We start from the raw sequence: 26,366 nt of genomic DNA, 5'->3' as shown, positions 1-26,366 counted from the left end.
GAAGCATTTGAAGACCAAGTAAGAGAAATTTTATATAACTAAATACACAAATTATTACAGTTTGAAATTAGTTCAATTTAATATTGCAATTTAAGTAATTATTTCTCTTGAAAATTAATCTATTTTTTTAACCATAAATCTAAGAATTTATAAATTAAGTAATATATTAAAGCCCATGAAATAAAATCAATCATTAATTTTGTAAAATTCATCCCTTCTACAAAAAAATTATAATTAAAATTAACAAAATTAAAAATCAAACGTGTAATTATATAACTAAATATAAATGATAGAATACTCTGCTTCATAAATGCACTCCTTATATAAAATAGTTAAACCTATCTAAAAATTAATTTAACTTTAAAATAATTCATCTGTAATTTTTACAAAGTTACTAGCTAAATCCAAGATTAATTATTAGCTAATATAAAAACAAAGGGTTTTAGCTAAAACCCTTTGTTTTTATAATTTTCTATAAATCTCTCCATGGATGTTCATAAGTATCTGCATCATACTTATAATCTTTATGTTTATCTCCATACCAATCAATGTATGCATCCATAGCTTTTGAAGCAGCATATCCTACAAAAAAGCTAGTTACGGGGTCTAATCCACCATCAACAGATATTAATTCTTTCTCTTTCAACTCTCTCATTAATTCTTCACCCTTTCTTCAATTATATAGTTTTTTACCTCTCGAGAAGTACTACACCTATATATTACCATACTTGTGTTAATTTGTACACTGTACTATAGTACAAACTTCTTCCTCATTTCCACTTCTGACTATACTATCGTACAGACTTTCTTAATAATTAATTCAAAATTTATACGATAGTATAGTTTTAAGTGACCATAAATTTAAATAAAAAACGAGCTACTCGCTCGTTACTGAATATTACTATAAAATATTCTAAGTTAATTATATGACCTACTCAAATGTAATAGCTGCATCCCTTTTTACTAAAAAACCCAATTATTCCTATAAACATGCCTAGTAATAAAGTTTTTAATTGACGACTAGGAGCCACATTAAATATAGATGGTAAGTTGTTAATCATATCTTCTGTCATGTATATACTTATGTTAACTAGAGTAATTAATACAATAAGTATAACAACTGATAATAAAGATTTAATTCCCCAGTGCAAAGTATTAATTTTATCCACTATCCTTTTTATTGATTCATTTTTCATTTTTCATTGCTTTTTTTATTAATAAATGAGCTAATCCAAGCCCTAATACCAAAGATAAAAGTTCTATCAAAATAGATATTAATAAAATATTTGACACTCCTCTTTAATAAAAAGTATTCTTAAGAGTAAATAGTAGCTATTAAATTTCCTTTAACATTACCTGCTGAACTGAAAGTCTTGTTGCTGCACTACCAATAGTGTTTAATATTAAAGCATATCTGCTTCCATCAACCTTTAACACTGGATAACTTCCAATATATTCACCTGAAAATGTACAATCTCTTCCTTCATTCTTTAAGTATTGAACTGTTGCTTTTATTAATCTACTTGAATCAATATACATCTCGTCTAATTCTAATCTTATGGTATTTGTACTTCCAAAAGGAGTGTGTAATGAAAGGAAAAATTTGATCCCCTCTAGAAAATTAGTTATACTCTCTTTATCAAACATATAATCATCCTTTCAGATTTAATTTGTAATTCTTCTATCAAGAATTTATTAAAAACTTATATTGTATAATTGAGTGAAAAAGTTATGCAAATTACTGAAAAATTAATTTCTACAAGCTATAATATTAAAAAATTACTGGTTTTTTAATAGAGTTGCAGGAGACAGTATACATGAAAAATACAAGCGAAAAACTAATTTACAAATATTGATGGAATATAGGATTCCATCGGTTAATTATCAAAAAACTGCTTAAGTTGACACGTATGATTTATTTATATATTTTTCTTTAAAAATTGATAAAGCAGTTATTTTAAAACAACTTCTCGAAAAGGAGATCACACCTATATATTGCTATATAAGTTGAACTAATTATTTTTACAAAAAATTCAAATAAAAATATTTTTTACCACTAATTTATACTAATAGTTCAAAAGAGTTTTATTTATAAGTTAATTCTTTAGTTCTTTATTCGTGTTTCCTTGGTGTTAACTCGTGGCTAAAGAAATTTAAATTCTTTTTCGTGTTTTATACTTTATACATATTAGGATTAATTCAATTTATCATTCAAATTTAGAAACCTTTTTCCATAAAGTTTTAAATCCGTAATTTCTAACAATAGAATTTTCAGGAACCTTAACAAAAATAAATAAAGCACTAATTAAATCTAGACCAGATCCAATTATATTTGCTAAAATTATATATAAAATAAATTCAGAATCTATTCTATATATAAGTAATATTAACAAGAAACAAAAAGATAAAATAAAAAAAGGAAACAAATATACCAAAATCATCCTATTGCGTGTTATTACTCCATCATAATAAACATAAAAATATAATTTTCTTAAGTGCAATCCTAAAATTGTCTTGTCACTTAAACCAAAATTTGGATGACAAATAATATGTAGAAATTCATGAAAAGGAACAACAATAAATACAATATCAAAAAATATATTCAAATTTCTTAACTCTATTTCAAAAAAAGATTCAACCAATAGATATGAAAAGTATGCCAATAATATACCAAATAAAATACCATATATTATAAATTTATCTTCACATGGTTCTTCTAATATATTCCAATCATTTTCTTCTAACATAAATTCTTTGTTTTTAGGTATATCACCAATTTTGAGTTTCATTTACTAATATCACCAACTAATTTCTATAATTTAAATTGCTTATTGTATAATTAATTCAAAAGAGAAACCAACCTTATTTTACTTGGTTGGTTTCTCTATAAAATAATTATTCTTATGCTATGTCGTCACCATACTTCATTTTATTATATTGCTTCATCCCTAAGTTAGTTAAAGTTCCAAGAATTCTCCAATATGAAAAACCACTAAAAGGATAACCTGGCATACTCCCACCATCAACCATCATTAACTCTTGCTCATTCAATTCTTTCATCTATTCTTCACCCTTCCTCATTATTATTTTTGTCTCTGCAGAAACTTTCTAACTATATATTACCACAATTACTTTTATTTGTACACTGTACTATAGTACAAACTTTTTCCTCATTTCCACTTCTGACTATACTATCGTACAGACTTTCTTAGTAATTAATTCAAAATTTATACGATAGTATAGTTTTAAGTGACCACATATTCAAAAAATATTTAATTTCTCTACTACACAATTTAAAAAGGAGCCTTTCAGCTCCCATAAATATTTTTGTTTACTTATCACTACTTACTACAAGTCTTTTAGACTCAACCTGCAGAGAAATAAAGTTTCATCTTTTTTTAAGAAACTTTATAATCACGGAGGGTTTAAATTTAAACTCGAAGAACAAAAATTCCCTAGCTAATTTTTCCTATCTTATTTGACCATTTCCAAAGATGATAAATTTATTGGTAGTTAACTGATTGACACCCATTGGTCCACGAGCATGAAGTTTCTGTGTACTGATTCCAATCTCTGCACCCAAGCCAAACTGACCTCCATCGGTAAATCTAGTGGATGCATTGACATAAACAGCAGCAGCATCAATTAAATCTAAGAACTTATGAGCTTTAGTATAGTTCTCTGTAATGATTGCTTCTGAATGTTTAGAGCTATACTTATCTATATGCTCTAAAGCCTCATCTATATCTTTAACAACTTTTATTGCTAAAATATAATCAAGATATTCTGCCTCCCAGTCCTCTTCTGTAGCAAGCTCTACCTCAGCAACTATTTCTTGTACCTTAGCACAGCCTTTTACTAGAGTATCCTTCTGCTTTAACTCCTTTACAATCACAGGCAAAAACTCTTCTGTTATATCTTGATTGACAAGCAAAGTCTCCATAGAGTTACACACACCAGGGCGTTGGCACTTAGCATTGATAACTATTCTTTTAGCCATCTCTAAATCAGCCTCGCCATCTACATATGTATGGCAATTACCAACACCAGTTTCAATAACTGGAACAGTAGAGTTCTGAACTACAGCCTGAATCAAACCTGCTCCTCCACGAGGGATCAGCACATCTAAATACTCATTTAGCTTAAACATCACCTGTACTGCTTCTCTATCAGTACTTTCAACCAATTGCACGCTTCCCTCAGGCAATCCAGCTTGAACAGCAGCCTTAGCCAAAGCATTAGTGATAGCCTTATTGGAATTAATAGCATTAGAACCACCACGTAATAAGACAGCATTACCAGCCTTCAAACAAAGTCCTGCTGCATCAGCAGTTACATTAGGACGAGCTTCATAGATTATCCCTATCACACCTAAAGGAACTCTTACCTCTCCAATCTTTAAGCCATTAGGACGCTTCTTCATTCCTAAGACCTCACCAATTGGATCATCAAACTTGGCAACCTCCCTTAAGCCATCAGCCATCCCTTTAATTCTCTCTTCAGTCAATAATAACCTATCTAATAAAGACTCAGGTAGTTCGTGCTCACGACCATAATCCATATCCTGCTCATTAGCAGCTAAGATTTGTTCAGTCTGCTTCTCTAATTCATCGGCCATCTCTAATAAAGCCTTATTCTTAATCTCAGAACCGATATGAGCCAACTTCCTGGCTGCTTTCTTAGCTTGTTTAGCTTTGCTAACAACCTCTTCTCTTATACTCATCTACACCACTCCTTTTATTAGCTAATGGCTATCAGCTAGTAGCCATTAGCTAAATCATAAGTACTAAATTATCACGATGAACCACTTCATCATAATCTTGATAGCCCAGTCTCTCCTTAATCTTACTTGTATGTAGACCTTTAATCTCTTCAATCTCCCTTTGAGAGTAATTGACCAGACCTCGTGCCAAAATCTCCCCTGCTTGATTAACGATATCTACAACAGCCCCTGCTGAAAAACAACCTTGACTAGCTAATATACCACAGGGCAATAAACTCTTACCTTTTTCAAGTAAGGCTTTAACAGCACCTGAATCTATAACTATCTCTCCCTCTACATCTAAGTTAAAAGCAATCCACTTCTCACGGCTAGCTAACTTTTCTTGGGATAAGAATAATGTTCCTACCTCTGCCCCTTGGGTAATCTGTGACAAGACATTATCTAGACTACCATTAGCTATTATTAGAGGTATCCCAGAACGAGTAGATACCTTAGCAGCCCTAATCTTAGTAATCATGCCTCCAGTTCCTCGTTTAGTTCCTGCATCACCTGCTAATGCTTCTATTTCATGACTAATATCATCAATCCTACTAAGTAACTTAGCAGTAGGGTCATGACGAGGATCTGCTGTATAGAGCCCATCAATATCTGATAAAATAATCAATAAATCAGCATCAATCAAACTGCTTACCAGAGCAGATAAGGTATCATTGTCACCAAACTTAATCTCTTCAACTGCCACTGTATCATTCTCATTAATAACTGGAATTACTCCATAGTTTAGAAGCTGATTTAAAGTATTTCTGGAATTGAGATATCTCTTACGATCAGTTAGATCCTTCTGAGTCAACAATACCTGTGCCACTTTCTGGCCATACTCACTAAATAACTTCTGGTAGGTCTTCATCAGTATTCCTTGACCTATTGCAGCTAAAGCCTGCTTCTCTGGAATAGTTTGAGGGCGCTCTGCTAAATCCAGCTCACCCTGTCCTGCTGCCACAGCTCCAGAACTAACTAATATAACCTCTTTATCTTGATTCTTTAAATCGACAATCTCTCTAATTAACTTTTCTATTCTTCTTAAATTAAGCTTAGCATTCTGATAAGTCAAGCTACTACTTCCAACCTTAATCACAATCCTCTTTGCCCTTTTAACACTATCACGCATAAAAGTCACCCACTTTATCTCAGTAATCGGGAATCAGTTATCAGTAATCAGTAAGCTTTTACTGATTCCAAACTCCAGATCCCTGACTCCTGATAACTAAACTACCGTGATATATCCATTAAACTATATAATTTAACAACTTATTTACACTAAATATCCATACTAAAAATTACTTAGGCAGATTATATTTCTTAATCTCTTTATTCTCACGATAAAGCACAAAGACATTACCGATAGCTTGAATAAACTCTGCCTTACAAGCTTCTGCCAATTCATGGGCCGCTTCTTTAGCACTATATAATGAATTGTTCAATACTCTAAGTTTAATCAACTCTCTTGCCTCTAAAGTCTCATCAACCTGGGCAATTACATTTTCATTAATACCATCTTTACCGATTTGGACTATAGAGTCCATATTATGCGCCTTACTCTTTAAAAAACTACGTTGTTTTCCTGTTAACAATTTTATCACTCCTATTATTCTGAATATTCAAATTCCCATCCTTCAATCTCAATAGTGTCTCCTTCTTTAGCTCCAGCCTCTTTTAGAGCATCATCTACTCCCATCTTACGTAAGGTTTTAAGGAAGTAATATAAGCCCTCATCAGTAGTAAAGTCTGCCATAGCTGTTTTACGTTTAATCTCTTTACCAACTACTCTATAAACACCGTCTTCTTCTATTATCTCATAGGCATCTTCTGCTTCACCAGGCTGAGGTCCACGGATAATAACCTCTTCCTCTTCTGCAACCTCTTCATCAAAGAAGTCTGGTGCTTCCTTAACCAAGGCATCAGCCCGTTTAATCAATTCATTTAACCCTTTACCTGTAGCAGCAGAGATCGGATAAACCTCATAGCCTTCTGCTTCTAGTACCTCTTTGAGCTTGAGCAGATTCTCTTCTGAGTCTGGTAAGTCCATCTTGTTAGCCGCCACTATTTGAGGTCTCTCCATCAACTTTTCATTAAAACTCTCTAACTCTTGATTAATTCTTCTAAAGTCTTCTAAAGGGTCTCTTCCTTCAATCCCCGAGATATCTAAGACGTGAATTATCACCTTAGTTCTCTCAATATGGCGTAAGAAGTCATCTCCTAACCCTACACCAGTATGAGCACCTTCAATCAGTCCAGGAATATCAGCCATAACAAAAGAACTATAATCACCTACTTTAACAACACCCAAATTGGGCTTTAAAGTGGTAAAATGATAGGCACCAATTTTGGGTTTAGCTGCAGATACCTTGGAGATAATAGTTGATTTACCTACACTAGGATATCCTACCAGACCTACATCAGCTAAGACCTTCAATTCCAACTTAACCTTTCTCTCTTCTCCAGGCTCACCATTCTCTGAAAACTTAGGGGCTTGCCTAGTAGAAGTCTTAAATCTAGCATTACCTCTACCTCCACGACCACCATGAGCAATTACAACCTCTTGATGTTCATGAATTAAATCAGCAATTACCTTTCCAGTATCTACATCAGTTACTGTTGTCCCAGGAGGCACCTTGATAATCAGATCATCAGCATCTTTACCATGCATGTTCTTGCTTCCTCCACGCTCTCCTGACGAGGCTTCATAGAACTTTCTTTCTCTAAAATGTAATAATGTATTCAAACCCTCATCAACAGTAAAGATTACATTACCTCCATGACCACCATCGCCACCACTTGGTCCACCAGCAGCAACAAATTTTTCACGGCGAAAACTACTCATACCGTCTCCACCATCGCCACCCTTTACTTCAATCTCTACTTCATCTACAAACATCTTTTATCGACCTCCAATAAACAGTTGATAATCTATAATAATAAGGCTATTAATGTCTATGTGCTAAACAATCAACTGTTATTAACATTTCCTAAAATAGTTAATCTTATTAAGACATTATAACATAAACTAACTTTAAGTTTAAGCCTGAGTTTAAGATTATTTAAAATCAACAGTAGGGGACAGTCTAGACTGTCCCCTACATATTCTTTAACTAAAAAAAGCTCCCAGTCTACAACTGGAAGCTTTTTTGTCGATTTATGCCATAGCTTGAACTTGGTCTTCAGTATAAACACTTACTTGCTTCTTGTCTCTACCTTTTCTTTCGAAAGCTACGTATCCATCAACTGTAGAGAATAAAGTGTCATCTCCTCCACGACCTACGTTTAGGCCAGGGTGGAATTTAGTTCCACGTTGACGAACGATGATGCTACCAGCACTAACGTATTGTCCATCGTGTCTCTTAACTCCAAGTCGCTTAGCGATACTGTCACGACCGTTCTTAGAACTTCCAACTCCTTTTTTCTTAGCGAAAAGTTGTAAATTCATCTTAATCATTCTTTCCACCCCCTTCAATTATTTTTATATATTCCGAATACTCTTCTTGTATACCCTTTAGACCAACGAGCATTGTCTCTAAAATAGCCTTTACCTGTTGATCTTGAGCTATATCTGATACTAATTGACAATCTAACCATCCATCTTTAACATCTATATTTATATCAAAGTCTAAATAGTCTGTCAAACCTAAAACAGCAGTCTGCATAATTGCTGAAATTCCTGCACAGACAATATCTTGTCCATACTCTCCATATTCAGCATGCCCACTACCAGCAAAACTAATGATATTATATTCTGTATCTCTTTTAATTTCAATGGTAATCATTAGTCACCATTACGCCTCAATACTCTTAATTTCTATTGCTGTATAAGGTTGTCTATGACCATTCTTTTTACGGAAATTGTTTTTAGGCTTATATTTGAAAATGATAACCTTCTTACCTTTTCCTTGAGCAACCACTTCAGCAGTTACTTTAGCACCTTCTACAGTTGGAGTTCCAACCTTTAAACCATTGTCAGTAGATACTAATTTAACTTGGTCAAACTCAACAGTTTCACCAGCTTCATTATCTAGCTTTTCTACTCTAATTACTTGACCTTCTTCTACTTTATATTGCTTTCCACCTGTTTGAATAATTGCGTACATTCTGTGCACCTCCTCTACCTCAGACTCGCCGATCACTAGGTACTCTTTAGAGTTTTTTAACCCGTATCGTGCGGTTTTGGCAGTGGCTTATATAAACCACTCACGACTATGAATTCTAACATAGAATTCCAAAGATGTCAAGATGAATTTAAGTATAAGTATGAGTCTGAGAATTTACTTAACCTTAAACTCAAACTAAGACTTAATAATCAATTGTTTTTACTACTTCGGCTATTGCATAAGTCTTCTTAACTTCTATAATTTCAACTCTAACTCTCTGTCCTACAAGTGATCCACCTTCTAAAATATCAATTATATAACCATCTAATCTAGCAATTCCATCATCTAAATTGTTCATATGCCTCTCTTCTACTTTAAGGTTTAATCGCTCTCCTATATTTAAGGGCTTAGCTAGAACTTGAATCTCTGAATTAGAACCGATCTTTAATACATTAATATCCTCTAAATGTAACTCCTTATTACCCATGATGTAAATCTCTTTATTTAATTCTTTCTCCAACTTCTCTAAGTTTTTTCCAGATACTCCAATCAACCTAGAAGCTAGTTTAGGATGAACTTCCAACAATATAGCTTCTGCTCTACTCTCCCAGAATATCTCTTTAATTTTACGGATTACCTCTAAAAAGATAGTATCTTCAGACAAAATGCTCCCTGTCCCTTGACAATAAGGGCATTCTTGCTGTAAAAACTCGCCAACCCTCTCTCTTTCATTCTTACGGGTCATCTCTACCAGCCCCAATTTGGTTAAACCTAAGATATTACTCTTAGTCTTATCCTTAGTTAATTCTGATCTTAAAGTATCTAAAATCAACTCTCTATCTTTATCTATCTTCATATCTATAAAATCAATAATGATAATTCCACCGATATCTCTAAGCCTTAACTGTTTAGCTATCTCTTTGGCTGCTTCTAAATTGGTCTTAACAACAGTATCCTCTAAATTATCCTTACCAACATAGCTTCCTGTATTAACATCAATTGCTGTTAAAGCTTCAGTACTATCGATGATGATATATCCACCACAATTTAAAGGAACTTTACGTTTTAATAAGCTCTTAATCTCCTCTTCAATATTATAATAATCAAAGATAGGCTTAGGGTGATCATAATAATAGACTCTACTCTCCAATTCTGGTGAGATATGATCAAGGGTTCTTATCGCTTGATGATAATCTTTCTTGTTGTCTATAATCAACTTGTCAATTTCAGAAGTAAATTTATCTCTAATCACCTGTTTAACAGAGTTAAGATTCTTATAAATCAAAGAAGGTGCTCTCTCTTTACTTGCTTCTTCCTCTATTTCATTCCAAAGATCAAGTAGTAAGCTAAGATCCTTTTTAAGCTCTTGCTCACTTTTATAGGCTGCCACCGTTCTGACAATTAATCCTTTATCTTCAGGAAGAAGTTCAGAAGCTATATTCTTTAGCCTCTTTCTCTCAGAATTATCATCAATTCTCCTAGAAACCCCTACATGCCTTTTACTATTCATCAATACAAGGTATCTTCCTGCAAGGTTTAACTTACAAGTACCTCTAGGACCTTTAGTTCCTAAGGGCTCTTTGGTAATCTGTACTAAAAGTTGCTGCCCTGTTTTAATTAGTTCTTCAATTCTAAAGTTCTTTCTTTCTGCAAGAGGAATCAAGTCTTTAGCATGTAAAAAGACATTCTTTTCTAATCCAATATCTATAAAAGCTGCTTGCATCCCTGGAAGCACACTCTCAACCCTACCTTTATAGATATTACCAACTATCTGCTCAGAAAAATCCCGTTCATAAATAATCTCTACTAACTCTCTATTCTCCAAAATAGCAATCCTTGTTTCTAATCCCATATCATTAATAACTATCTCCTTACTCAACTTCTCACCTCCCCTGTACAGCAGTTGATAGTAAATAGCTTAAAAATAAAAATTTATCTTCATAAGTAATTTAATGGTTCTAAACTCAATTATCAACTATACACTGTCCACTATCTTTTTATCGCTTCTATTGGAGGAATAATTTCCCCATTATCTTCAATATATAATCCAGAGCGATGAATATTAACTAGCTTTGCAGGTTTAACAAATTCTAAATAGTCAGCTAAAGCATCAACAACCTCTTCAGGTCTAAGATTTCCCGAGCTTCCTGTCTGTATCAACATCTCAATCGTTGCCAAATCACTCTGCACCCCAATAACCTCTAACCTATATATCATCGGCTTGATATCAAAGACTCTATCCTTCTTTCTTCTTCTCTTTCTTCTAATTACAAGCTCCTTTTGAGATAAAAAGTTAGCTACCTCTTCTCTCAATTTATCTATACTAAGCTCTTCAGTCAACTCTAATCTAGCAAAATAACTTGATTGTCGAAGCAGCGAAGCTAAAGATTTGCTCTTAGATAGTAACTGCTTTGCTTCTAAAATTTCAATTCCTTGTGGTAAAACTTGATTTAAATTATCTTTAAACTCTTGGATATCGATATCTTCTTCCAGCTCAAAATCAATATATTCACTATCACTGGTCAATCCCACTGCCAAAGCAGTTGCAAAAGAAATATTAGGGGTAGGATTGTACCCTTGAGAATAAGCTATCGGAATATTTGCTCTACGCAAAGCTCTATTCATTGTATTTAAAAAATCTAAATGAGAGATAAACCTTACCTTATCACCCTTTAATACTCTAGCTCTAATCTTATTATTTCCCACTATTCTCACCACCTATTAGTGAGATTCTTGCATCTAAATTCTTCAAAATCCCACACCCAGTACAGTTATTAAATCTACAATCTGGTGTCAATTCTACATCAATAGCTTTCTGATACTCTTTCCTTAAATATCCCTTATCGACACCTACTTCTAAGTGATCCCAAGGTAGTCTTCCCTCTAAATTAAAGTTACGATAGACATACTCTTCTAAATTATACCCAGACTCTTCAAAGGCCTGCTTCCAACGCTGATAATCAAAGTGCTCACTCCAGCCATCAAATTTTGCTCCAAGCTCCCAAGCTCTTTGCATAACCTCAGCTGCTCTTCTATCACCACGAGCAAAGACAGCTTCCATAGTACTTAGATATGGATCAGTCCAAGTAAAGGATAAGTCCTTACCTCTTAGCTCATTTCGTAATAATTGTTGCTTCTCTTTAATCTCTTCTAAAGTATTGAATTTAGACCATTGAAAAGGAGTATGGGGCTTAGGTACAAAGGTAGAGACACTGACTCCTACCTTGACTCTTCGCTTATTATCAGAATTTCTTCTAATCTCATCGCCCATCTCAGCTACCTTCTTAGCCAAATCAGCAATCCCTTTGATATCCTCTAAAGTTTCAGTAGGTAAGCCCATCATAAAGTATAGCTTAACCCTTCTCCAACCCTCTTTAAAAGCAGCTTCAGTAGTCTTTAATAAGTCCTCTTCATTAATACCTTTATTAATAACATCCCGTAACCTCTGAGTTCCAGCCTCTGGAGCAAAGGTTAATCCCGTCTTTCTGACTGCTTGTAACTCTTTAGCTAAATCTACTGAAAAGGAGTCAACTCTCATTGAAGGTAAAGCAACACTTACTCTTTGGTCTTTATACTCTTCTAAGAGCTTCTTTGCTAAATCCTCTATCTTACTATAATCACTGGTACTTAATGATGATAAGGAAATCTCTTCATAACCAGTACTTTCAATCAACTTCTTTGCTAAATCCTTAATTCTCTCATGGCTTCTCTCTCTAACAGGTCGATAAATCATACCTGCTTGGCAGAAACGACAGCCCCTAGTACATCCTCTAGCCACCTCTAAAGTTACTCTATCATGAACAATCTCCATATAGGGCAAAATCAACTTCTCTGGATAATAGGACTCATCTAAATTCTGAATGACCCTCTTTTTTAAAATTTCTGGAGCATCATTCTTAGCTTCAAATTTAACTACCTCTCCATCATCATTATAATCTATCTCATAAAAACTAGGTATATAAAGACCTTCAATCTGGGATAAACTCTTTAATAGATCTTTTTTAGAAGCACCGCTATCCTTCCAAACTAAATATTGATCTACTAACTCTCCAATAGCAGCCTCAGCTTCTCCTAAGAGTACTACATCTACAAAAGGTGCTAGAGGTTCTGGATTAAAAGCACAAGGTCCTCCTACAATAACTAATGGAAACTCCTCACCTCTATCTTTACTTTTTAATGGTATTCCTGCTAAATCTAACATATTCAAGATGTTTGTATAACTCATTTCATACTGTAAAGTAAATCCTAAGATATCAAAGTCAACTACTTTAGCTCTGTTCTCTAGAGTAAATAATGGGAGATTATGCTCTCTCATCTTCTGCTCCATATCAACCCAAGGTGCATAAACCCTCTCAGCTACTGTATCTTCTCTTTCATTCAATAGATGGTATAAAATCTTAATCCCCAAATGGGACATAGCCACCTCGTAAACATCGGGAAAAGCAAGGGCAAACTTAACCTTCACCTGATTTAAATCCTTCTTAATCATATTCAACTCATTTCCCATATAACGGGTTGGCTTGCTTACTTCTGGAAGAATCTCTTCTATCTTATTAGCTAAATCTATTGTCATAAATTCCACTCCTTATCTTACAATTATTATCATCAACTAGAGGGGCGTAATATAGTAATATACTACGCCCCTAGATAACAGTCAATTATTAAAGTATTTATTTAATTTTTCAAATAGTAAAATATCGCAATATCTATCCTTTAAATCCATCTAATAATAAAGCAAAACTACTCTAACAGATCCCTTATTGGTTTATCTATTCCGTCATTAACTAAAGAGTTGATAAACTGATCCTCTGTTACCCATCCTAATAACTTCAAATCATAATCTACTACTCTAATCATATGAAAGCGATTAGGAACTAGCCGTTCAATGATATCTTTTAGTGGAGTATCTTCAACAGCAATTAACTGTTGAAGATATACAACCCTCTCCTTTAAAAGCTTCCCCTTCTTTTTAGCAATATATTGCATCAAGACATAAGAAGCATACCTACCTTCTTTTAAAGTAGCAAAGTAGATAAAAAAGGCTATAAATAATAGAATAATATTAGCATACCCATAACAAATCCCAATCACACCTATAATCCCCAAAAATATAGCTATCACTCTACTCAGTCTCAGTGTATAATATGTAGCCTCTTTAAACCCAATCTTATTGGTCAAAAATGCTCTAAGCACACGCCCTCCATCTAAAGGCAAAGCAGGAATTAGGTTGAATAATCCAATGGTCAAATTAATCTTAATAAAATAGAAACCTGATAGTAACGGAATGATCTTATACCTTAATAGAATTAGCGTTATTGCTGCTAGGATAAGGTTAAAGATAGGTCCTGCTAAAGAGATTTTCATCTCACTTTTAGGCTTTAGTTGAATCAAATCTCGAAATTTTGCTACTCCTCCAAAAGGCAATAACTCAATTTCATTGACTCTAACCCCTTCTTTTTGTGCTATCACAGAATGAGCCAATTCATGTAAGATTACAATAATAAAATTTATACTGGCAGTCAAGAATAATCCTGAAATAGAAAATAAGAATAATATCAACAAAAATAATATATTCAATTTAAATTTCATTCCTAGCATCTTTAGCATCCTATTGCCACCTTCTTTCATTAATATAAATATTAGTGGCAATAATCTATTATGTCTGTTAAATACAGTAACAAGTGACGAGTAACAAGTAATAAATCGCTTATCACTCATTACTTATCACTAGTCACTAAAAGAGCATCTTCTTTCTTCTAATATTAACATTCATAATAATAGCGATTGCTATTAAATTTGTCAGCAAAGAGCTACCCCCATAACTAAGAAATGGAAGGGGAATTCCTGTAACAGGCATTATCCCAATAGTCATACCCACATTCTCCAAAATATGGAAGGTGAACATCGATAAGATACCAACGACCAATAACTGTCCAAACTCATCCTTAGCTTCCATCGCTACCTTTATACCCCTCCATAAGAGTAGCAGATATAATAATAGAACTAATATAGCACCAATAAAACCAAATTCCTCACCTAAAACTGAAAATATAAAATCAGTATGCCGCTCAGGTAGAAAATTAAGCTGATTTTGAGTGCCTCCAAAAAGTCCTTTTCCTAAAAGACCTCCAGAGCCTATAGCAATTTTAGATTGAATAACATTATATCCTGCCCCCAAAGGTTCTAATTGTGGATTGACTAAAACCAATAACCTCTTTAACTGATATGATTTCAAAGGGATCGGTACCCCCCAATAAATATGGACTGTTATCCAAGCAACCACTGTACCTACTCCCGTTAAAAAAGTCCCTACTAGAAACTTAGCATTAGCTCCAGCTACATAGATCATTCCAACAAAAATAGCTATTAATACTAAAGCTGAACCCAAGTCATTCTGTAATAGAACCAATGCAAAGGGGATAGCCATATATATTGCTGGAACTGTTAGGCCTAAGATATGATAAACATTATATCTACCTTTAGATAAAACATCAGCTAAAGCAATAATCACAGCCAATTTAGCAGTTTCCGCTGGCTGAAAATTGACGGGCCCCAATTTAATCCACCCTTGTCCACCTTTAATAGTGCTTCCTAAAAATAAGACTATAATTAAAACTAAGATATTTAAAATATAGATAATATTGACGTAATCCCTCAAAATCCTATAGTCAAAAAATAGACTGATAGTAACCAGAGTAATTCCAGCTAAAGCAGCTATAATCTGTTTCTTTAAAAAGATATTTTGCAATAGGGGATTATCAGTAATATTAGTAGCACTCCCAATAATAACTAGTCCTGTTAAGATTAATAACAGAGTAATTATTGGTATTAAATAGTCGATATTCTTAATTAGCTTCTTAATTATAATCCCCTCCCTTACGAAATCTTAATATAATCTTAAATTATTATCTCTTTTCACTAATAAATTATATAATATTAAATAATATTAGTCCACCAAAAATTAAGACCAGGTTAACCTGGTCTTAATCTTCAAATCTATTCTCAAATAGTTAAAGGCTGAATAAAGTTTATAGAATAAAAGTTAAAATAACTCCAATATATGAGATAGAATGTAGAACTCTACCTCTTCTTCTTTAATCTTCTAACTGGTATATTAGCAATCAAAGCTACCGAATTATCTTGTCGCTCTAAATCCATATCTATTCTGTCATTATCTATATCTAAATATTTAGAGATTACTTCAATCATCTCTTCCTTCATTTCTTCAATTATCTCTGGAGACACCCCTATTCTATCATGCACTAACACTAACCTCAACCTCTCCTTAGCAACATCTTTACTAGAAACATCTTCCTTATTATTAAAAATTCCTTTCATTATATCCAACAAGCTTCTCTTCCCTCCCATAACCCTATTTTCATCATTCAAAAAGACTTAGAGTTAAATAGCTGTTATAAATAGCTATCATGTAAACTTTTCTTCATCAATAAGGTTTTTTTTTAGGGCTTTTATTGAGCTAAGAGCTTCAACAAAAATTCAGATCTTATATAATCTTAATACTTATTATCTTAATCCCACCAACCGCTTTATCTTATTTAATAGTCCTTCTTCCAAATCAATCAAGGGAACCTCTTCCCCTTCAATTCTGCGAGTGATATTCCAAAAAGCTTCACCTGAACGAGTATTCTCTAATAAGACTACTGGCTCACCTTTATTTGTAGAAACAACAATCTTCTCATCTTCCGGTACAATTCCTAATAATTTTATAGCCAAAATTTCAATCATATCCTCAATATCCATCATATCTCCACGATTTATCATATCTATTCGTACACGATTGATAATCAACTGTGGATCATGAACGCCTTCTGCTTCTAACATACCAATAATTCTATCGGCATCCCTAACTGCTGAAACCTCTGGAGTAGTTACTACTACCGCTTCATCAGCCCCTGCTATAGCATTTTTAAATCCTTGCTCAATGCCTGCAGGGCAATCGATGATAATATAATCAAATTCTTCCCTTAATTGGTCAGTTAATTCAACCATCTGTTCAGGATTAACAGAAGTCTTATCTCTAGTTTGAGCCGCAGGCAACAGACATAAACTACTATATCTCTTATCCTTAATTAAGGCCTGTTCTAATCTACAGTTTCCCTCTACCACATCAACAATATCATAGACAATTCTATTCTCCAAGCCCAAAACTACATCTAAATTACGCAACCCTATATCAGCGTCTATCAGTACAACTCTCTTTCCTAATTTGGCCAAACCAGTTCCTAGATTGGCAGTTGTTGTAGTCTTTCCAACACCACCTTTTCCAGAAGTAATAACATAAGCCTTTCCAGCCATCAAAATACCCCCTTTACTTTCTCAAATAATCAATAATAATCTGCTTACCTTTCAACGAAGCAATCTCTGGAGTGTTAGGAGAATTAGGAGGAATATCAGGAGCACGAGTAATATAATTAGCAATCCTAAGCTGAGTAGGCTCTAGTCTAAAAGCTGATATAGTAGCTGATGTATCGCCTTTAGCCCCCGCATGGGCAATACCCCTAAAATGACCCATAACCACTATATCACCTGCTGCTACAATCTCGGCTCCAGGATTTACATCCCCTAAAATTACAATATTCCCCTCAAATCTTACAGTCTGTCCTGAACGGATTGTACGTTTAACCAGTAATGTATCTCCTTCTTCCTTAGAGTCTACAAATCTATTATCATTATTGATAAACTCAATTACCGAAATACCCTCTTGTTCTCTGAATATCTCTAATAATTCACTCTTTTGTTTAGAAGTTAAGCCTCTCCTACCCAGTTTAATTCTAACCATCAGATCATCATCGAAAAAATCACCTGCTTGAATAAACTTACTCCTTAACTCTTCTTTAATATAATTAAATTCTAATTCATCATTTAAAATTATAATAAGCCCTTCTAAATCACCCTTAAAAGTCACTCCTCTATTCAACATCTTACTTCCTCCTAGATACTCAATGAATCCAAAATATAATAGTAACTATTAATCTTATATTCATAATATAATCCATTGATTTTATATCTCTTAATCAGAGCCTTCATCTTCAGAGATTAAGTCTAAATCAAAATAATCCTTTATAATCTCTTTTGCTATAGGTAATGTATTACCACTTGAGGTTCCATACTCAATGAAAACAACAATTGCTATCTCTGGATTATCAGCAGGTGCATATCCAGCAAACCATCCATGATTGGGTCTACCCTTTCCAGTTTGAGCAGTTCCAGTCTTTCCAGCTATAGTTATAGGCAGATCTTCAAAAGTCCTTCTTGCTGTACCATAAGTAGTAACTGCTTTTATCCCCTTTTGAATAGTATCTAAAGTATCTTTGGAAAGAGATAACTCATTTAATAACTTAGGCTCTAAATCCTTAATCAACTTACCATCTCTATCAACTATCTTATCAACTAATAAAGGTTGATATAACTTCCCACCATTAGCTACAGCACTAACAAGATTCACCAATTGAATAGGAGAAGTTCTTAAGTTACCTTGTCCAATAGATAAGTTAATACTATAGCCAGGATACCAAATCTTATCCTCATTATTCTTAAAATAACTCCTTCTCCATTCAGGATCAGGTACTAACCCAGTAGCTTCATTATTCAAATCAACTTCAGTTTTTTCTCCTAAACCAAACTTGCGAGCATATTCTTGTAAAACAGTCCTATCTTTCTTATATAATTGATGTCCTAATTGAAAGAAGACCGGGTTATTAGACCAAGCAATAGCTTCTAAAAAATCAAGCTTACCTCTACCTACATCAGACCAGTTGCGGAAAGTAACCCCACCAGTCTTATAATAACCTGGATCATAAAATTCTGTATCTGCCTTTACACCCAACTCCTCCATACCAGCCACTCCAGTTACTATCTTAAAGATTGATCCTGAAGGAGCACTGGTACTAATAGCTCTATTTAATAGAGGCTTTTTAGGATCGGTACTTAGCCTTGTCCAATCCTTTTGAGAGATTCCCCCTACAAATAGATTGGGATTGTAATCAGGTAAGCTTGCCATAGCCAAAATACTACCATCATAGGGGTTTGTCACTATTACTGCTCCCCCTCTAGGAGGTTCAATAATATCCTCATCCTCCTTGGCTTGCTCAGTCAATAAGTCCAGTTCTTGAGCCAATATTCTTTCAACATTCTCTTGTAATTGAGCATCTATATTCAAAACTAAATCATAGCCTGCAATAGGTTCTTCTATCCCAAGAGTCCTTATCTTTTCTCTTACATTATTAACCTCTACCAGTTCTCTTCCTTCTTTTCCACGCAGATACTTCTCATAATATAATTCTAAACCTGTTTTACCAATTATATCTCCAACATTATAACCCTTTTCTGAGAGATTCTCTAATTCACTGGCTGAAATTTCCCCTACATATCCTAAAACATGGCTAGCCAGTTTATCATAAACATATTCCCTCATTGGAGTCTCTTCTAAAATAACTCCAGGTAACTCACTTTTATTCTCTTCTAATAAAACCAACTCTTCATGGCTTATATTTCTCTTCAATCTAACGGTCTTTCCCTTTGCTGCTTTCTCAATCTTCTCATGGGCTAATGCTATATCTAAACCCATAATCTGATTTAGCTTTTCTAAAATCCCATCTAAATCTTCAACATCTTCTGGAATAATAGATAAGGTATAGGCCAACTTATTGGAGACCAATACTTTTCCATTTTTATCATAGATTCTTCCTCTAGGAGCACTAATCGACCTAAGAGAAGTTCTATTTCCTTCTGAAAGTTCTTTAAATCTCTGACCTTGATAGATCTGCAGATAATAAAGTCTAGCAATTAATAAGAGAAAGATAGCCACTAATATCAACATAAAGGGAATTAGTCTTTTCTCATTATTATCAATCAATAAATTTCCTCCTAGCCAAATAATTGTCAATTTTATAGATCACTATATTAATGACTATAGATAATATAGAATTATAAATCACCAAAGGAATGATCACAGATTTAAATACAGCCTCAATAGAAAGCCCTGTTAGAAGATAATCTGTAAAAGAGACTACTAATAACTGATTAATAATAGTAGCAATAGCTACTCCAACAGGAGGCACCATGATATTTTTGGGATAGATATGATCCTTAAGAAATCCAAATAAATACCCTACAATGGTTTTACTGATAGCATTAATTCCAAAAAGTCCACCAGAAAACCAGTCCTGTAAAAGACCTGTAATAAAACCTAAAACTCCTCCTACAGTCTTTCCACGATAGATAGCTAAGAGAGTGATTATAATTAAAAGTAAATCAGGTATGATATTATAAAAAAGGCTATAAGGAATTATAGTAGTTTGTAAAATCAAAGCCAGCAATATTAAAAAACCATATAATAAATAAACCATCATTCTCTTTCTCCTTCGAGTTGATGATCAGAATTTAAAGGTTCAAGCAAATCGACTTTAGTACTAAAATCAGTAATAACCAACACCTCTTCTACTCTTCTAACATCTATAAAGGGGGCTATTAATGCTGCTTGGGTTAGACCATAATTATCAGGACTCACTGATATAACCTTTCCTATCGGTAAACCTTTAGGATAATACTGTGAACCTGATGTAACAATTGTATCACCCACTCTAATATCAGCATCCCAAGCTAGATTGTTCATCAAAAGCCTACTCTCTTGAGTCTGCCCCTTAATCACCCCTAAATCACGGGAATCTTTTCTCTGAACAAGGCCTCCTGCTACAAAGTTACCATCATTAATCAATAAAATCTGTGCTGTATGTGCAGTAACTTGCTGGGTAATCCCTAGCAAATATCCATTTTTAGCAACTACAGGCATTTTGCGTCTAATACCAGCCTTGCTTCCCCTATCTATGACCAAAACATTAGACCAATTCTCAGAACTATGTCCAATAACACTTCCACCTACTACTTTATATGGTGCAAACTCTTTAAAATTTAATAATTCTCTTAATCTATGATTCTCTAGCATTATCTTCTCAATCTGCTTTAAATTATAATTTAAATTTTCTACCTTATCCTTTAGCTTCTCATTCTCTTCTTTTACACTCTTGTAATCTAAGATTACTCTAAAAGTCCCTTTAGAAAACTCTTCGATACTATTGACCACAACAAATCCCGGTTTCAATAAGTCGATAATTAAACCTTCAAATCTATTATAATCTCTATCCCTTCCTACAAGATTAATAAATCTGATCAAAACTATAACAAATATAATAATCAATATCTTCTTCCGATGTTCCTTTAAAAATTCTAACACAGCTATCACCTTAATCTCAGATTACTATTTTTGTAACTCTTTAAAATCAACCTATTACAATTACGATATTACAAGTTATGCAACCTATAACAACAAACCCTAGCCACCTAACCTCTATCTAAAGTTTGATGGCTGTAGAGTCTGTACTTCATAATAATAGCTTACTATAATAATCTAGGATAATCTTTTGGGACTAATCAATACATTTTTGAGGTTGTTTATCTCTTCTAATACTTTACCAGTACCATAGACAACACAATCTAAAGGATCATCTGCTAAATAGACTGGCATTCCAGTCTCCTGAGAGATAAGTTGGTCTAGACCTGCTAATAATGAACCTCCACCAGCCATCACAATTCCCCTATCCATAATATCAGCCGATAATTCTGGTGGAGTATTTTCTAAAGTACTCTTAACTGCTCTAATGATATCATTAACTGGCTCTCTTAAAGCCTGTTGAATCTCTTCAGCAGTTATGGTCACTGTCTTAGGCAGACCGTTGACTAAATCTCTACCTCTAATGTCCATAGTATCATCTAAACTAAGTTCTGAATTAGAGCCGATATAAGCAGAACCTACAGAAATCTTGATCTGTTCAGCAGTTCTCTCTCCAATCATCAAGTTGTATGTATTCTTGATATAATGTACAATTGCATCATCAAGCTCATCTCCACCAACTCTGATAGAATCTTTAGTTACAATCCCACCTAAAGAGATTACTGCTACCTCTGTAGTTCCTCCTCCAATATCTACAACCATATTACCTGTAGCTTCATGAACAGGGAGACCTGCTCCAATTGCTGCAGCCATCGGCTCTTCAATCAAATAAGCCTCTCGAGCACCAGCATGTAAGGAAGCATCGATAACTGCACGTTTTTCTACCTCAGTAACACCAGAAGGAACACAAACGATAATTCTTGGTCTGACCAGACGTTTACGTTTATGGGCCTTAGTAATAAAATATCTTAACATCTTCTCAGTAACTTCAAAATCAGCAATAACACCATCCTTCATCGGTCTAATTGCTACGATATTACCAGGAGTACGTCCAATCATCTTCTTAGCCTCATCACCAACAGCCAATACCTCCTCTTTAGAAGTATTCTTCTGAATAGCAACTACAGATGGCTCACGAATTAATACCCCTTTTCCTCTAATATAAACCAAAGTATTAGCAGTTCCTAAATCTATCCCCATATCTCTCGAGAATGGAGCAGTGAAAATATTCATTACCATAACTATATCCCCTTTCAGAATAACTGTTTAAAATAAATTTTTAGACTTCAAACTATTATATTTACCTTTACCAATAATTAAATGGTCTAAAACATCAATTCCTACCAACTTTCCCACTTTAAAAAGCCTTTTAGTGACATCTACGTCCTCTAAACTAGGTGTTAAGTCCCCACTAGGATGATTATGGGCTAAGATCATTGAAGCACCACTCTTTTTAATAGCATAGCGAAAGACCTCTCTAGGATGAACTATCGAGCTATTTAAACTACCTTTAGAAATTTCACTAATCCCTATAATCTGATTCTTAATATCAAGTAGAACAACTATAAACTTCTCTTGATGAGCATAGCCTATCTTAGGAATTAAGATTTCAGCTACTTCACCTGGCGAATTAATCTTAGTTAAATCTCTTCTTGCAATATTTAATCTTTTAGCAAGCTCTGCTACTGCCTTTAATTGAGTGGCTTTAGCTAGTCCAATTCCTTTAATCTCTTGTAGCTCCTCTATACTATACTCTACCAAACAATTTATCCCTTCACAAGTGGTCAACAGCTTATTAGCCAAATCCAGGGCAGTGTTCTTTTGAGAGCCTGTCCTTAATATCAAAGCCAATAGCTCGGCAGTCGATAAGGTTTCAGAGCCGTATTTTACCATCTTCTCCCTTGGTCGCTCTTCAGTAGGCATATCCTTGATCGTTAGATAATTATTAATACTCAATTTAAAGCTACCTCTATATCAAGTAGTCTTAACATCTCCACAAGCTTAACTAAGGATAAACCAACTACATTATAAAAACAACCATCTACCTTTTTTACAAAGACAGCACCTTGATCCTGAATACCATAAGCTCCAGCCTTATCTAAGCAAGCCCCTGTAGAGATATACTCTCTAATCTCCCTTTTATCCAAATCTCTAAAGATTACATCGGTCTTTTCATAATCTGTTAGAGCTTCTTCACCCTTAATTACTGTAATACCTGTCAAAACTTGATGGGTTCTTCCACTTAAATCAGATAGCATCTCAAAAGCCTCCTTATCATCCTTAGGCTTTTCTAAAATTTTATTATTTAAACACACTATTGTATCTGCTGCAATTATAACTCCTTCTTCAACTTTGGCAACAGCAGTTGCCTTCAAATAAGATAGTCTTTTTACCAATTCTTTAGGATCCACTTCCTTGACTTTAGATTCATCCACATCGCTTACTACAACCTTAAATTTAAGACCTAACTGTTCTAACAAGGACTTTCTGCGCGGTGAACCAGAAGCCAATATAATCTTTTTCATATAGATTCCTCCATACTACAGGCTTAGATAGCCTTCGGTATTTAATTCGTTAATTTTTGTCAAATTCCTGCTTATTTATTAAATCAAATTTTAAATATTTCTCTAATTTTAATACAATTATCCCTATAAATACACCTGTTGGTAAAGATAAGATTAAAAGATAGGGTAAATAAAATATTATCCTCCAGTTTGACATAAGAAGATAGGCCATAATTACTTGTCCTAAATTATGGGAAGCAGCCCCCCAGACACTAATACCAATCAAACTGAACTTAGAGCTATAATAATAAAAAGCACTCATAATCAGAAAGCTAAAGAGCCCCCCTGTCAAGCTTAAAAAGAAGCTTGTTGTCAAAAAAGTACCTATTATTAATGAAGAGATAATTATCCTCATTAATAATACCTGTAAGCCACTTAAAAATCCATAATTCACTAATACAAATAAAGTAATAATATTAGCCAATCCCAACTTTGCTCCAGGAAAAAATAGAGTGGTAGGCAGCATAAACTCTAGTATATGTAGTACAATTGCCCCTGCCACTAATAATGATAATATTAATTTATCTCTAGTAGAATTCATAAATTAAAACCTTCTTTCAATATTATAACAAAATCCTAGCTTTTATAAACTAGTTAACTCAATAAATACTAATTAAAAACAGATATAACTCCATAAAATTTATAATAAAAACATTATATATTTATTATAACATGATTAATTGCTGATTGTTATGATTTTTAAAGTAAACCTACTATAAGATAAACAGACCTACTTACCATTTCTATATTTATAGATCATTTAAGCTTGTTAATAAAATCTTTCTTTACTAATATATTCCCCAATTTATAAGAAATTAGACCTGCTAAAATAAAGATTAAAGACAAGAAAATAATTCTACCTTTTATAATACCTAAAGCTAACATCACAACCCCTCCATCTAAATTTATAATTACTCCTAAGGTTAATCCTTCTAAAACTTTCATATCTCTTAAATTTTCCGATACTATAGGATAGTATATTGATTTTAAAAAATTATCATACTTTGGATTATCATCTAAAATATAATACTCTTCTTTTACTGAGGTAATCTTTAATGTTCCCTTATTATAAGTAATTATATCTTTGAGAATAACTAGTGAAAAAATCAATAAAAATGTAATTGCAATAACCTTAGCCAAAATTATCGGTAATAAGATAACTAATAACTTCCCGATTATTCCGAAAATGATTAAAGTTACCCATCCCGATAAAGAAAATAATAGTAAAGATATATTCTTAACTTTTACACTACACCTCTCATAAATCATCCCATATAAAACACTATCTAAGCTAACAGCTATTACTAAAATTAATAAAGATAATAAGTACATCTACTCCATCTCCCTTCTATAGTTATCTGAATTTATAGCTTAGAAAAATATCAATTTTTTAGATAGATACACTTTAACTATAAACTGACACGAAGTATCGCAATATCTTTCTTTAGTATCAATCTCAATTGATCAAATAGATAACTATAGTATAGTTTATTAAGTAGCCTAAATAGTGTGTTAATATTTTTAGTCTAAAAGAAAAATTGGCTAGACCAACTTTACTATCAATCTCAAATTAAATTTTATTAATTATGAGAAGTTAAAGTTCAAATAATAAAATCAGGGATGAGAATTTTAATTCTCATCCCTGATTAATAAAAACCTAAATTATTTATTTACAGGTTTAACATGTATATTAGCTCTATATTCAGTTTCTGCCCAATAAATTCTTTCAGCCACTTCAGACTCAGGATTCAATTCTACCCCTTCTAGTATCATTTCCTTAAATCTATCATATCCAGCCCGATCAATCAAATGACCACCATGAAGATAAATTGGTTTATGCTCTAAGATTTCAGCAGAGAAGTCCTGCCAGTTACCGATAATCCCCATAATAACATCTTCAGTAACCCAGTTTAAGAACATTTTCCCCATACGAGGGTACTGTTTACCAGCTCTTCCTCCGATAATCACTCTATAAAATTTTGTAGCATTTCTTGTCCAAGCACCTGTTGGGCATACAGTAGCACATTCACCACAACCAGCACAACAACATGTATCCTTAATAATTTTACCCTGTGATTTCGATAAAACTCTTGTTGCATGACCCTGACAAGCATCTATACACTTCCCACACCCAATACAACGACCATAATCATATTCCATCTTGGCAATACCAATAATCCCAAAATCAGTAAAATGAGCTTTGGAACAATCATTAGGACAACCTGCTACACTCATTTTAATATGATAGTTACTTGGAAAGATAAGCTTTTCCAGCTTTCTAGCCAAAGAAGTTGTATCAAAATTTCCCTTAATACAATGCTGATTTCCTATACAAGCTGTAGTATTACGTGCACCTATAGTTGGATAACCCTTATCAGTATCATCCATCTCTACATCACATAATTCTACTTCGATCGCCTCAATATATGACTTAATATATTCATTAACAGCATCTATATTCTCATACTTAATTCCTGGTAAAGAGAAGGTCTGTCTTGTTCCAATATGAAACTTTCCATTCCCCCAAGTTTCAGCTACATGCTGTACCAAGGATAGATGTTTTGCATCTATTACAGCACCAGGAACTCGCATCTGAAGCATAAATTCACCAGGTACTTTAGATTGACGAAAACAATTTCTCTGTAGTTTTCCTATATTAATATCATGATTCATAAAATCATACCTCC

Annotated in this window: 28 protein-coding genes and 1 other annotated feature; all 28 genes read right to left on the bottom strand. The window is 33.5% G+C overall.

All coding sequences use genetic code 11. The features are described 5' to 3' along the window. Window positions 1-472 precede the first annotated feature (472 nt). Window positions 473-655 (bottom strand): hypothetical protein, encoded by a 183-nt coding sequence (locus BX659_RS09455; RefSeq protein ID WP_097018296.1) that lies wholly within the window; start codon window positions 653-655, stop codon window positions 473-475. A 680-nt stretch (window positions 656-1,335) separates the two neighbouring features. Continuing rightward, the gene (locus BX659_RS09450) at window positions 1,336-1,647 is read right to left on the bottom strand and encodes a hypothetical protein (RefSeq protein ID WP_097018295.1); all 312 of its coding nucleotides are present in this window, start codon (window positions 1,645-1,647) and stop codon (window positions 1,336-1,338) included. 560 nt (window positions 1,648-2,207) lie between these two features. After that, window positions 2,208-2,789, bottom strand: coding sequence for a DUF3267 domain-containing protein (locus BX659_RS09445; RefSeq protein WP_097018294.1), 582 nt, complete (start codon window positions 2,787-2,789; stop codon window positions 2,208-2,210). A gap of 112 nt (window positions 2,790-2,901) precedes the next feature. Beyond that, window positions 2,902-3,060 (bottom strand): hypothetical protein, encoded by a 159-nt coding sequence (locus BX659_RS19010; protein ID WP_172431916.1) that lies wholly within the window; start codon window positions 3,058-3,060, stop codon window positions 2,902-2,904. Between the two features lie 409 nt (window positions 3,061-3,469). Then, entirely contained in the window at window positions 3,470-4,723 is a 1,254-nt protein-coding gene (locus tag BX659_RS09440) for a glutamate-5-semialdehyde dehydrogenase (protein ID WP_097018293.1), read from the bottom strand. Between the two features lie 49 nt (window positions 4,724-4,772). After that, a complete protein-coding gene (gene proB, locus BX659_RS09435) occupies window positions 4,773-5,891 on the bottom strand; it encodes a glutamate 5-kinase (protein ID WP_097018292.1) in 1,119 nt (372 codons plus the stop codon). Window positions 5,892-6,060: 169 nt separating this feature from the next. Then, on the bottom strand, window positions 6,061-6,354 hold the full coding sequence (yhbY, locus tag BX659_RS09430; RefSeq protein ID WP_097018291.1) for a ribosome assembly RNA-binding protein YhbY: 294 nt from the start codon (window positions 6,352-6,354) through the stop codon (window positions 6,061-6,063). 14 nt (window positions 6,355-6,368) lie between these two features. Beyond that, a complete protein-coding gene (obgE, locus tag BX659_RS09425) occupies window positions 6,369-7,658 on the bottom strand; it encodes a GTPase ObgE (RefSeq protein ID WP_097018290.1) in 1,290 nt (429 codons plus the stop codon). A gap of 258 nt (window positions 7,659-7,916) precedes the next feature. Then, on the bottom strand, window positions 7,917-8,216 hold the full coding sequence (gene rpmA, locus BX659_RS09420) for a 50S ribosomal protein L27 (protein WP_068719171.1): 300 nt from the start codon (window positions 8,214-8,216) through the stop codon (window positions 7,917-7,919). Next, complete coding sequence (locus tag BX659_RS09415) at window positions 8,209-8,544, bottom strand: ribosomal-processing cysteine protease Prp (protein WP_097018289.1); 336 nt, start codon at window positions 8,542-8,544, stop codon at window positions 8,209-8,211. The genes rpmA and BX659_RS09415 overlap by 8 nt, the downstream gene beginning before the upstream one ends. Before the next feature lie 9 nt (window positions 8,545-8,553). Next, on the bottom strand, window positions 8,554-8,865 hold the full coding sequence (gene rplU / locus BX659_RS09410) for a 50S ribosomal protein L21 (RefSeq protein WP_097018288.1): 312 nt from the start codon (window positions 8,863-8,865) through the stop codon (window positions 8,554-8,556). Between the two features lie 11 nt (window positions 8,866-8,876). Beyond that, window positions 8,877-8,951, bottom strand: a sequence feature (ribosomal protein L21 leader region). A 116-nt stretch (window positions 8,952-9,067) separates the two neighbouring features. Further along, window positions 9,068-10,744: an Rne/Rng family ribonuclease gene (locus BX659_RS09405; protein WP_097018287.1), complete on the bottom strand. Its 1,677-nt coding sequence runs from the start codon at window positions 10,742-10,744 to the stop codon at window positions 9,068-9,070. Between the two features lie 110 nt (window positions 10,745-10,854). After that, the gene (locus BX659_RS09400; RefSeq protein ID WP_097018286.1) at window positions 10,855-11,571 is read right to left on the bottom strand and encodes a TIGR03936 family radical SAM-associated protein; all 717 of its coding nucleotides are present in this window, start codon (window positions 11,569-11,571) and stop codon (window positions 10,855-10,857) included. Further along, complete coding sequence (locus tag BX659_RS09395; RefSeq protein ID WP_097018285.1) at window positions 11,561-13,438, bottom strand: TIGR03960 family B12-binding radical SAM protein; 1,878 nt, start codon at window positions 13,436-13,438, stop codon at window positions 11,561-11,563. Before BX659_RS09395 ends, BX659_RS09400 begins: the two co-directional genes overlap by 11 nt. A gap of 167 nt (window positions 13,439-13,605) precedes the next feature. Beyond that, entirely contained in the window at window positions 13,606-14,472 is an 867-nt protein-coding gene (locus tag BX659_RS09390) for a site-2 protease family protein (protein WP_097018284.1), read from the bottom strand. Between the two features lie 127 nt (window positions 14,473-14,599). Beyond that, window positions 14,600-15,733, bottom strand: a complete 1,134-nt coding sequence (gene rodA / locus BX659_RS09385; protein ID WP_097018283.1) for a rod shape-determining protein RodA — start codon at window positions 15,731-15,733, stop codon at window positions 14,600-14,602. A gap of 212 nt (window positions 15,734-15,945) precedes the next feature. Continuing rightward, window positions 15,946-16,215 (bottom strand): cell division topological specificity factor MinE, encoded by a 270-nt coding sequence (gene minE, locus BX659_RS09380; RefSeq protein ID WP_097018282.1) that lies wholly within the window; start codon window positions 16,213-16,215, stop codon window positions 15,946-15,948. Between the two features lie 174 nt (window positions 16,216-16,389). Further along, window positions 16,390-17,181 (bottom strand): septum site-determining protein MinD, encoded by a 792-nt coding sequence (gene minD, locus BX659_RS09375; RefSeq protein ID WP_097018281.1) that lies wholly within the window; start codon window positions 17,179-17,181, stop codon window positions 16,390-16,392. A gap of 13 nt (window positions 17,182-17,194) precedes the next feature. Continuing rightward, a complete protein-coding gene (gene minC / locus BX659_RS09370; protein WP_097018280.1) occupies window positions 17,195-17,806 on the bottom strand; it encodes a septum site-determining protein MinC in 612 nt (203 codons plus the stop codon). A gap of 90 nt (window positions 17,807-17,896) precedes the next feature. Further along, complete coding sequence (gene mrdA, locus BX659_RS09365) at window positions 17,897-19,741, bottom strand: penicillin-binding protein 2 (protein WP_097018279.1); 1,845 nt, start codon at window positions 19,739-19,741, stop codon at window positions 17,897-17,899. Next, window positions 19,734-20,237 (bottom strand): rod shape-determining protein MreD, encoded by a 504-nt coding sequence (mreD, locus tag BX659_RS09360; RefSeq protein ID WP_253250746.1) that lies wholly within the window; start codon window positions 20,235-20,237, stop codon window positions 19,734-19,736. The genes mrdA and mreD overlap by 8 nt, the downstream gene beginning before the upstream one ends. Next, a complete protein-coding gene (mreC, locus tag BX659_RS09355; RefSeq protein ID WP_097018278.1) occupies window positions 20,234-21,118 on the bottom strand; it encodes a rod shape-determining protein MreC in 885 nt (294 codons plus the stop codon). The genes mreD and mreC overlap by 4 nt, the downstream gene beginning before the upstream one ends. A 174-nt stretch (window positions 21,119-21,292) precedes the next feature. Next, complete coding sequence (locus BX659_RS09350; RefSeq protein ID WP_097018277.1) at window positions 21,293-22,354, bottom strand: rod shape-determining protein; 1,062 nt, start codon at window positions 22,352-22,354, stop codon at window positions 21,293-21,295. A 27-nt stretch (window positions 22,355-22,381) separates the two neighbouring features. Beyond that, the gene (gene radC, locus BX659_RS09345) at window positions 22,382-23,071 is read right to left on the bottom strand and encodes a RadC family protein (RefSeq protein WP_308870887.1); all 690 of its coding nucleotides are present in this window, start codon (window positions 23,069-23,071) and stop codon (window positions 22,382-22,384) included. Continuing rightward, window positions 23,068-23,640: a Maf family protein gene (locus tag BX659_RS09340; RefSeq protein ID WP_097018276.1), complete on the bottom strand. Its 573-nt coding sequence runs from the start codon at window positions 23,638-23,640 to the stop codon at window positions 23,068-23,070. The genes radC and BX659_RS09340 overlap by 4 nt, the downstream gene beginning before the upstream one ends. A gap of 49 nt (window positions 23,641-23,689) precedes the next feature. After that, window positions 23,690-24,220, bottom strand: a complete 531-nt coding sequence (locus BX659_RS09335; protein WP_097018275.1) for a Gx transporter family protein — start codon at window positions 24,218-24,220, stop codon at window positions 23,690-23,692. A 215-nt stretch (window positions 24,221-24,435) separates the two neighbouring features. Beyond that, window positions 24,436-25,011 carry a hypothetical protein gene (locus BX659_RS09330; RefSeq protein WP_097018274.1) on the bottom strand — a complete coding sequence of 192 codons (576 nt, stop codon included), beginning with the start codon at window positions 25,009-25,011 and terminating at the stop codon, window positions 24,436-24,438. A gap of 330 nt (window positions 25,012-25,341) precedes the next feature. Continuing rightward, complete coding sequence (asrC, locus tag BX659_RS09325) at window positions 25,342-26,352, bottom strand: sulfite reductase subunit C (protein WP_097018273.1); 1,011 nt, start codon at window positions 26,350-26,352, stop codon at window positions 25,342-25,344. Between the last annotated feature and the right edge of the window lie 14 nt (window positions 26,353-26,366).

The sequence above is a fragment of the Orenia metallireducens genome (genome assembly GCF_003001995.1).
Lineage (GTDB): Bacteria > Bacillota > Halanaerobiia > Halobacteroidales > Halobacteroidaceae > Orenia > Orenia metallireducens_B.
Note: the sequence above shows the minus strand (reverse complement) of the source record. Positions and strands in the feature narration are given on the sequence as shown.